The organism is Oleiphilus sp. HI0080 (assembly GCF_001635135.1).
This window is the reverse complement of sequence record NZ_LWFU01000393.1, coordinates 1-8,606: the sequence shown is the minus strand read 5'-3', so window position 1 is coordinate 8,606 and position 8,606 is coordinate 1. Positions and strand designations below refer to the sequence as shown.

The 8,606-nt window shown below is 47.6% G+C and carries 7 protein-coding genes and 1 pseudogene; 5 read left to right on the top strand and 3 right to left on the bottom strand.

All coding sequences use genetic code 11. From position 1 onward, the window contains the following. The 3 genes and pseudogenes from A3751_RS23440 to A3751_RS06895 form a co-directional block, all read left to right on the top strand. Nucleotides 1–287, top strand: a pseudogene (locus tag A3751_RS23440) (DUF3336 domain-containing protein); the annotation flags it as partial. A gap of 126 nt (nucleotides 288–413) precedes the next feature. Further along, a complete protein-coding gene (locus tag A3751_RS23765; RefSeq protein WP_304439012.1) occupies nucleotides 414–2,243 on the top strand; it encodes an ExeA family protein in 1,830 nt (609 codons plus the stop codon). A 5-nt stretch (nucleotides 2,244–2,248) separates the two neighbouring features. After that, nucleotides 2,249–3,298, top strand: a complete 1,050-nt coding sequence (locus A3751_RS06895) for a general secretion pathway protein GspB (protein WP_068453718.1) — start codon at nucleotides 2,249–2,251, stop codon at nucleotides 3,296–3,298. A 60-nt stretch (nucleotides 3,299–3,358) separates the two neighbouring features. Here A3751_RS06895 and A3751_RS06890 read toward each other — a convergent pair whose 3' ends face one another. The 3 genes from A3751_RS06890 to A3751_RS06880 form a co-directional block, all read right to left on the bottom strand. Next, a complete protein-coding gene (locus A3751_RS06890) occupies nucleotides 3,359–4,219 on the bottom strand; it encodes an alpha/beta hydrolase (protein WP_068453716.1) in 861 nt (286 codons plus the stop codon). After that, nucleotides 4,207–6,153, bottom strand: a complete 1,947-nt coding sequence (locus A3751_RS06885; protein ID WP_068453712.1) for a DUF4105 domain-containing protein — start codon at nucleotides 6,151–6,153, stop codon at nucleotides 4,207–4,209. Before A3751_RS06885 ends, A3751_RS06890 begins: the two co-directional genes overlap by 13 nt. 180 nt (nucleotides 6,154–6,333) lie before the next feature. Beyond that, complete coding sequence (locus A3751_RS06880) at nucleotides 6,334–6,807, bottom strand: DUF3015 family protein (protein WP_068453710.1); 474 nt, start codon at nucleotides 6,805–6,807, stop codon at nucleotides 6,334–6,336. A gap of 158 nt (nucleotides 6,808–6,965) precedes the next feature. Here A3751_RS06880 and A3751_RS06875 point away from each other — a divergent pair, with 158 nt between their 5' ends. Beyond that, on the top strand, nucleotides 6,966–7,637 hold the full coding sequence (locus A3751_RS06875) for a carbonic anhydrase (RefSeq protein WP_068453708.1): 672 nt from the start codon (nucleotides 6,966–6,968) through the stop codon (nucleotides 7,635–7,637). A gap of 69 nt (nucleotides 7,638–7,706) precedes the next feature. After that, on the top strand, nucleotides 7,707–8,606 hold a 900-nt coding region (locus tag A3751_RS06870; protein ID WP_156492295.1), incomplete at its 3' end, for a molybdopterin-dependent oxidoreductase.

Below are 8,606 nucleotides of genomic sequence, written 5' to 3'. Positions count from 1 at the left end.
CCATCGTTCGACAAACTTCAGGCCAAATGTATTCGTTGCTTTCTCAGAGTTACAAGGGCGATGTGACCCTCTCACCACGCTATAAGCTTAAACATTATGCAGGCGTGCTTTCGAATCCAAGTAGCGAGTTTATTTCAGAGTTGATGCTACAAGGAGAGAGAGCGACATGGCCGCGCCTGGCAATGATCAATACGCATGCGAAAATTAGTAAGACGCTCGAGCAATGCATTAGCGATCTAAAGAAGTCGGTACGAGCGCACAGAGCAACGTTAAGAGTTATTGCTTGACCGAGCGCTTTTCGTTACCCTTTGTTAATTAAATAACAATGTTGGCACTGGGGTTTCATGTATCTAGACTATTTCGGGTTAACGGAACCTCCGTTTTCCATTGCGCCCGACCCTCGATACCTGTTTATGAGCGAACGTCACAGAGAGGCGTTGGCGCACTTGCTCTACGGCGTTCAAGGTCAGGGCGGTTTTATAGTTCTCACAGGTGAGGTGGGAACGGGTAAAACAACGATATGTCGGTGCTTTCTCAATCAAGTGCCAGCGAATACAGACGTTGCGTTCATCGTAAATCCAAAGCTTTCTGCGCATGAGTTGCTCGCGACGATTTGTGACGAATTCCATATTCAGTACGACGCATCTGCATCGGTCAAAGCCTTAAATGATGCGATTAATGATTACCTGCTCTCTGCTCATGCTGATCAGCGCCATCCTGTGCTGATAATCGATGAGGCGCAAAACCTTGAGCCAGACGTGCTCGAGCAGCTGCGCTTGTTAACCAACCTAGAGACTTCTGAGAAAAAATTGTTGCAAATTATTCTCTTGGGTCAGCCTGAACTACGCGAAATGCTCGCACAGAAACAGTTGCGTCAGCTCGCACAGCGCATTACTGCTCGCTACCATCTTCAAGAGCTTAATCGTGTCGAAGTTGGTGCCTATGTCGCCTGCCGACTAGCCGTCGCTGGTCGCAGGCCAAGATTATTCTCAGACAAGGCTGTTAAACAGCTTTATAAACTCAGCGGTGGTATTCCGCGACTTATTAATCTGCTCGCAGACCGAGCCATGCTAGGTGCATATGCAACACATGCAGAAACCGTAGAGCCGAGCCATATCAAACGCGCTCATTACGAAATTCAGGGCGAATCTGGCTCTGCTTGGGATAAATTTATTCACAACTACGGTTATCGTGTTATCGGTGCAAGTCTCGCTGTCGTCTTGTTTGTTGGGTTGGGATTGTGGTCGAAGCCGTTGCTTAACGCATTTAATCCTTTTGATGACGCGGTGACAGCGACGTCAGACGTTCAGACTCAGCAGAACCCAGATGTCGCCTCTCCAATGGAGCTTTCTGAAGATGCAGGCCAGTCTGTCATTGATATCAGCACGAGCCCAGAAACCCAAGAGACGGTGCAGACCATGTTAGCTTGGCCTGCGCCCAGCGAACTTGGCCCAGTGGTTGTTCCTCCGCGAAAGGACGAGCAAGCTGATTCTCCCAATATGGACTATATAAACGATTTTGCGAACGCGCTGTCGACAAATCCCGAGTCTTTAGTTGCTTATGTCGAAGCGCCAAGCCCTGATACGAGATTGTTTAGCGCTGTATCAGAACAGCCCTCCGATGCTTCGCCGGCGGCTCCAGGGGAGGTCTTGTTTTCTGGGCTAGGCGAGCGAGAGCGCGGCGCAAAAGATAAGTTACAGGCTTTTCAATCGGTGTTTGAGGCTTGGAATTTGAACTATAGTGATACGCCGTTTCGATTGGCTTGTGATTTTGCTGAATTGAATGGGCTTGGATGTCTTCACAAACAAGGAAACTGGCGTAGTTTACTTAGAATTGATCGTCCTGCCGTGCTCACCCTGTTTAACGATAATGGACAGAAAATACACTTGGCCTTATTAAAGATTGAAGGTGAAGAGGCCTATGTCGCGCATGGCGGAGAGTTTTTTAAAACAACCCTTGACGAGATTGACCGATTTTGGCTCGGAGAATATTCCGTTGTGTGGAAGTTGCCACCCTATAAGTCTGGGATCATAAATCCCGGCCAGCCGAAAGAGGATGATTGGCTTCAGCAAGGATTAACCCAGATAAACCCAGAGCTTGAAGGCTTGTCATTGCAAGAGAAGGTCGTTGAATTTCAACGTTCAATGGGCCTCGTACCTGATGGGATAGCGGGAAGCATGACGCTGATACAAATGAATAATATTTTGGATGTGCGCACTCCAAAACTGCTCGGGAAGTCTTAACGCCTATGTCGTATATTCTCGATGCACTTGAACGTTCGGAGCATGAACGAAAGCAAGGCGAGTTACCTTCTTTTCGAAAAGACCAAAATCTTTTGTACATGAGAAAGGAACGAAAGTCCCCTTGGCTTGTATTGCTAGTGTTAGTGCTGCTATTGAATGCACTAGTATTTCTCTATATCCACTTTTCGAATTCAGCGGATAATGTCACTGTTCAGGCCGACGACTCTATAGAGAGGGGCATGGGATCTGGCGCGCGAAACAATCTTCTTTCGGTGACAGTTCCAGATACAAAATCGACGGTGAAATTGGCTTTGTCTAACGAGGATACACTTCCTTTGTCCGTTGATTCCTCGACGACCCAGCTGCGCGAAAGCCGTTCTTCTGCGCTAGTGGAACCCAAGCTTGTTGCTGAGTCAGCGATTATCCCGCAAACGAAAGACGATGCAGTCATTGAGGGCTCGAATACCGAAGTCGTTCAGACGGCACGCAGTGAACAAGGGCTTGATTTAGAATCTGCTGCAGCTACGGGGGAAGCTTTACTGCCTATTGTAGAGTCCTCAACGGTTTCTGCTGGAGAGCCTTCAGCGGTGTCTGTTGAAAAGCCCTCAACGGTACCTTTTGAAGAGCAATTTGAGCTGATCGAGCCAAAGTCTAAAAGACTTTCTCAGAGCCAGTCCGCGTCCGCTGCAATCGTCAGCGACGCGCGCGTAGTCGTATCCGATGTGCCGCTTGATGCGGCTCCTGTTCAGTCTTCAGAGTTAGCAAATGTAGAAGATCAAGGTGTGGAAAGCGAGAGCATTGATCCTTACGAAGATGTTCTCTATCTTGAAGAACTCGATCAGAGAACTCGACCAAAAGTCTCAAAGCTTACCTTCAATAGTCATATCTACAGTTCCGCGCCCTCGGCACGCAGGGTTATGATTAACAATATCTACCTTCGTGAAGGGCAAGCGTTCCAGGGCATGACGCTGCTGTCGATTGGCGAACAGCATGTTGTGTTTGAGAAGGATGGTCAGCAGTTTAAAATTGCAGCGATGCGTGATTGGATGGGGTAATCTAAAATTCAGCTTAAGCTAGAGAACCCGTGGCGCGCTGTAAGCTCATGAACGCTTTGCTCATTTTGGCTCTACGTTTTGAATGAACTCAATAAAGCGTTTGCGCGCTTGCTCGTAAGCAAGACCTTGAGTATGGCCTCCCAGCGTTTGATAAGTTTCGATATGAACACCAGCTTTATCTGCTGCTGTTAGTAATTGTTCTAAATGTGCATAACGTACGATCGGGTCCTGTTTGCTATGCATCAGTAGGATAGGTAATCCCGCCAGTTGGCCTATGTGATCTTCGGGGTTGTATTTACTTTCAATGAAGCTTGCGGGTATCTGTACTAGCCATGTCAGCCAGTGGTTTCGCATTGCCTCCCTTGCTACTTGCGGCCAATCAGCCGGCGAAGATTCTGTAATCAATGCGCGAATAGGTGCCAATTCGCTCTTCTCTAGCTCATTAATGTTGGCGGAATAGGTGATTGCTAGCGCGCCTCCCATACTTTGGCCAAATAGAAATAGCGGGGTTTCTTCGTGTTTACTAAGCCAAAGATGAGCCTGAAACACATCATAGAGCGCGGAGCGCAACGTTGATGCGCCCTCGGAGTTTCCGTAACCTCGATAATCAAGTAGGAAAACCTTGTAGCCCTCAAGGGTTAGCCAAGCAACAGAATTCATGTGCGTGCTGATATTTTCCCCATTACCGTGTAGGTAAAGAACTGTGCCCTTTGGTGCTACGTGTTCCTTTGGCAACAAAAGCCAATTCTCGAGCTGAAAACCTTCGGAGTCGAGGTGTATTGTTTTGTAATCGACACCAAGGCCTTCGGGAGTTTGATAATGCCCTTCGTGAGGGAAAAATAGAAAGCCTGATAAGCTACTGCACGCAGAGAGGCTAGCCAAGAGAGCAAAAGCCAGCGTGAAGCGAATTAAAAATACCATGCGAAGCCTAACTCGCCACTTGTGTCGTAGAGGCGTGCGCCATCATCCAAATCGGTCTCGGTATAGCTGGCTCCGATGCGAAGGCTCGTGGAGTTTGTTATTCCGTGACCGATTCCCAAAAAGGCTTTCTGTTGGTCTAGGTCTGCGCCCGCAAGTTTATAGTGGCGTTCCCAGTATGTCTGGATAGAAATGTCTGGATGTTGTAAGGAAAGTTGCACCTTAGGGCCCGATTCGAGGACAAATCCCTTATCAAGGTCGTTGTCCACAAAAGCACGGGTGCTCAATAAACCTGAGCCTATAAGTGATATGCCTCCCGCGGAAGCCAGACCATAACTTACACCGGGTCCGGCTTTGAGATAGGGCATAAGTTCATCTATTTGATGTTCGTTTCGAGTGAGCCCTGTCGACACAAACCAAGAAATTGGTTTGATGAAGCCATCGCGCGGAGAGAAAGAGGCAATATCGATCGCGCGAAACTCCTCTATTTGTAATGATGCTTTTTCGGTATAGGCTTTTGCTTTCAGATGGATGATTTCCAGCTGAGCGCCCGGTATGTAACCGGCTACAGGGTCTAGAAAATCGTGATAAGACATTCTGAGGTCTAAACCGACATAGGTGCCTATTTGATCTTCTCCTGCTCTTGCCATCCAGCGATGAGAGCGATGCCCCTCATCGTCACGGATCATTGGAGTCGGGGTGGCGGTAAACGTCTCAATGTCACCCAACTTGCTCCGAGCGGACAATAGCCGAATGCTCCTTTTGTTGTAGTTTGACGCATTTTCTTTGTCTTGCTTTGCCTTATACCTGGCAAGCGAGACAGAGAGCTCCAGCGCCTGAGCTTGTTCTTGCTCAGATAAGGCGCTGTCGTTTAGTAGCTCGCTTACAGGCGTGTCCAGGTACTGCACCAAATCAATTGCTAAAACCTGTGCCTGATTACTGCTGGACGCTAAGCGGTGCTGCAGTGTTGTTTGCATCGAGGGGCGGAAGGACGCTTTTTTGATGAGTTGTTTTTCGTTCAGTACTCTAACGGTATCTGCAGGTATGACGTCAGTCGTAAATTCCTTCGACAGTTCAAAGCGATCGCTTGCAGCATCGAGCAAAGTAAGTAGATGATAAGAGCAGTTTTCAGTGAAAAAGTAATAATTGAAATGGGCATCTTTGACCTCCCATACGTGACGGACAAACTGCGCTAGCTCATCTGCCGTGATATCTAGCTCATACTCCCAAACATCCCGTGACTCCAGATAGTTGTATTCTTTCACTTTTTCATAATATGGAAGAACTGAGAATACGCCTGGATAGCCGCCGGTCAGACCTTTGTAGCTGAATACTAACTCGTTGTCATTCGGGTCTGCGTTTGCCGCATAGTTGATACTGTAAGCCAGTAGTTCACTTTTGCTATTAGAACTGTCCAAGCGCATTAGCGTGTGGCCAAACATGGACGAAGGGCTGTTCAAATAGGCTGCAGGAAAGATCAGCGTTAGTCCATCGGTCGCTAATTCATCGCGCCACTTCTCAAATTCCGGACAAGGAGTCTCTCCGCCGAAATAGTGATCCCCGAGTTTGGATTTTAGCCAATAATAGCGAGCAGGATAGGCGCATCTTTTTTGAACGTGGTCGGGGTCAGTGCTTGTAAATCCAGTGATGCTTGCTTTGAGTTCGGCGTTTGGGTCGCTTGCTCCATCTGGGCTGAGAAAGAAGTCTGGATCATCTATTTGGCTGCCCACATCTCCGACAATACCAACGTCGTGGTAGTGCAAGAGATCGAGCCATTGCCGCTCGTGAGATAGCTGGTCTAGTTTGTTCTGACCGTGTGCTTCCGATGGTGTGGTTTCGGATGACCACGCAGCGGGTGCTGTCAATAGGCCGAGGAGTAGGGTTGAACAAGCGATATTCGAGCAAAGTGCACATAGTGCACGACGTAATGCAGTCATGAAATCCCTGTCGCACTCTGAGATATGTAATTGTTAGAAGCGTAAAGCGTGATGCTTATTATTCGAATGATCTTAAGTTAATTTGTTACGTAATCAAAGGTTCTTAAGGTCAACGAGCCCCTGGGGGCTCGTTTGCTAGCAGGTTCCATAGTGGAGCTGCTTTGATATCTTTCTGGGCAGTTAGCCTAGGTATTTAGCCAAACGGTCGTTATGGCTCATGATATCTACGATAGCGTCATATACCTGAGCAGAAGACGTATCTTCACTTGGGAACATTGTATCGAAATTGCTTTGAAGTGAAAGTCGGAAAGCGCGCTTGTCAGTGTCAGCAACGCCAATCATTTCAGCGAGAGCGTCAATTGTTTCGCCTTCACCAGTCGCCGATTCCATAGCGATCATGTCGATGTTTTCATCGATGAAATAGTCAACACCTGATGCCAATGGGCCTCCAGCTGCTTCACAACCAAGTGTGCCTGAGGTCATACCAAATGTTTGGTTGCCAGAAGTACCATTGGTGGTTGCTGCAAGGACGTGCTCTACCCATGTAGATGGCGATTTGAAAATAACTGCTGTGCCCAAACCACAACCGGCAGGGTGTGCCATTGCGACGATTGGAGCAGAAGCGATAACAGCACCTAAGATAAGTTTCTTCATGTGATCATTCCTTCATCATTAATTATGTATCGATACATGTTCTCCACATGCTTTTTAGCTTGAAAGACAAAAAGCATTACTCCGAAGAACAGTACTAGTTTAGACTATATTTCCTGGCCAAGCTTCTGTTTTTATAAACCGTATGGGTAAGCAATAAGATGTCGAAAATCGTTGAAGGTATCGTTCGTTTCAAGAGTGAAGCGCACCTGAAAAAGCGCGAACTCTTCGAGGCGTTGTCGAAAGGACAGGCGCCAGAAGCGCTGTTTATTACATGTTCCGACTCTAGGATTGATCCAAACCTCTTGGTAAATACAGAGCCTGGCGAGCTCTTTATTATTCGAAATGCCGGGAATATCGTACCACCGCATACGAATCAAACTGGTGGTGTGACGGCCTCTATTGAGTACGCGGTTGCCGCACTAAATATTCAACATATTGTGATATGTGGTCATTCGGGCTGCGGAGCTATGCAGGGTGTGATGAACCCTGATAGTGTTCGAGGCTTACCTCATGTCGCTCAGTGGCTATCTTTTTCGCTTGCCGCAAAGCAAATTGTCGATGAAAAGTATGAAGGTTTGTCCGATGCAGAAAAACTAATGCATTTAGTACAAGAGAATGTGCTCATTCAGAAGCAACACATTATGACGCACCCGCATGTTGCAGCGAAGTTTGCGACAGGAAAGCTCGCTATTCATGCCTGGTGCTACGATATCGGTAGTGGTGATGTCCAAGCCTATGATGAGCTTAAGGGTGCATTTGTGCCGGTAGAGGAGCGCTATCAGGATGAGGTCGCTGCAATGCTTGAGGCACAATCTGGTTGTGGGGCTTAGTCCCGATTATAAGTAGGCACTGTCAAGCCTGACAAAATCAAAACAATAACGAAAAGACAAAGGTTCTTTATGTCCACTGCTCAAGACCTTGAAGGCGCAATAATTACCCATAAACGCGCGTGTCATTTATGCGAAGCGATTTGCGGTTTAACGATCAAAACGAAAGGTGAGGAGATCCTAGAGATAAAAGGTGATCCTGAGGATCCGTTCAGTCGGGGGCATATCTGCCCTAAAGCGATTGCTTTGCAGGATTTGCATGAGGATCCGGATCGTTTGCGAAAACCAATGAAGCGAGTTGGTCAGGACTGGCAAGAGATTTCTTGGCAGGCCGCATTTGAAGAGATAGCAAAGCGCACAGCCGAGATTCAGGCGAAGTTTGGGAATGATTCGGTCGCTGTGTATGCGGGCAATCCCAACGTTCACAACTACGGAAATTTGACGCACGGGCGCCTGCTCAGAAAAGCATTAGCTACGAAAAGTAATTTTTCGGCTACCTCGTTAGATCAATTACCCCATCATTTCGTTGCAATGCATCTATTCGGACACCAGTTTCTTGTTCCTGTCCCGGATATTGATCGAACGGACTATATGCTGATATTCGGTGCTAATCCGGTAGCATCAAATGGCAGCATGATGACTGTGCCTGACGTAAAGAATCGTTTAAAAGCGATTCAAAAACGCGGCGGAAAGTTTGTCGTTGTCGACCCTCGTCGTTCAGAAACGGCCGCGCTTGCTGACGAGCATTTGTTCGTAAAACCTTCTGCTGATGTATATGTGCTTTTGGCATTTCTGAAACATGTGATTTCTAAGGTCGAAAACGAAGAATTCATTGAGTCTGTTCCAGTTGTTGGCTTGAGTGAGTTAACGGCATTGGTAGCGCCATTCAGCTTTGATTTGGCCGAGCGAAAAAGTGGCGTTTCGGCTGCGGACCAACAGCGTGTTATTGAGGAGTTTATGTGCGCGCCGACT

Bases quoted from the DNA above. Each gene is read 5' to 3' on its own strand.
- A3751_RS23765 (WP_304439012.1), top strand. From the start codon at position 414: ATGAGCGAACGTCACAGAGAGGCGTTGGCGCACTTGCTCTACGGCGTT.
- A3751_RS06895 (WP_068453718.1), top strand. From the start codon at position 2,249: ATGTCGTATATTCTCGATGCACTTGAACGTTCGGAGCATGAACGAAAG.
- A3751_RS06890 (WP_068453716.1), bottom strand. From the start codon at position 4,219: ATGGTATTTTTAATTCGCTTCACGCTGGCTTTTGCTCTCTTGGCTAGC.
- A3751_RS06885 (WP_068453712.1), bottom strand. From the start codon at position 6,153: ATGACTGCATTACGTCGTGCACTATGTGCACTTTGCTCGAATATCGCT.
- A3751_RS06880 (WP_068453710.1), bottom strand. From the start codon at position 6,807: ATGAAGAAACTTATCTTAGGTGCTGTTATCGCTTCTGCTCCAATCGTC.
- A3751_RS06875 (WP_068453708.1), top strand. From the start codon at position 6,966: ATGTCGAAAATCGTTGAAGGTATCGTTCGTTTCAAGAGTGAAGCGCAC.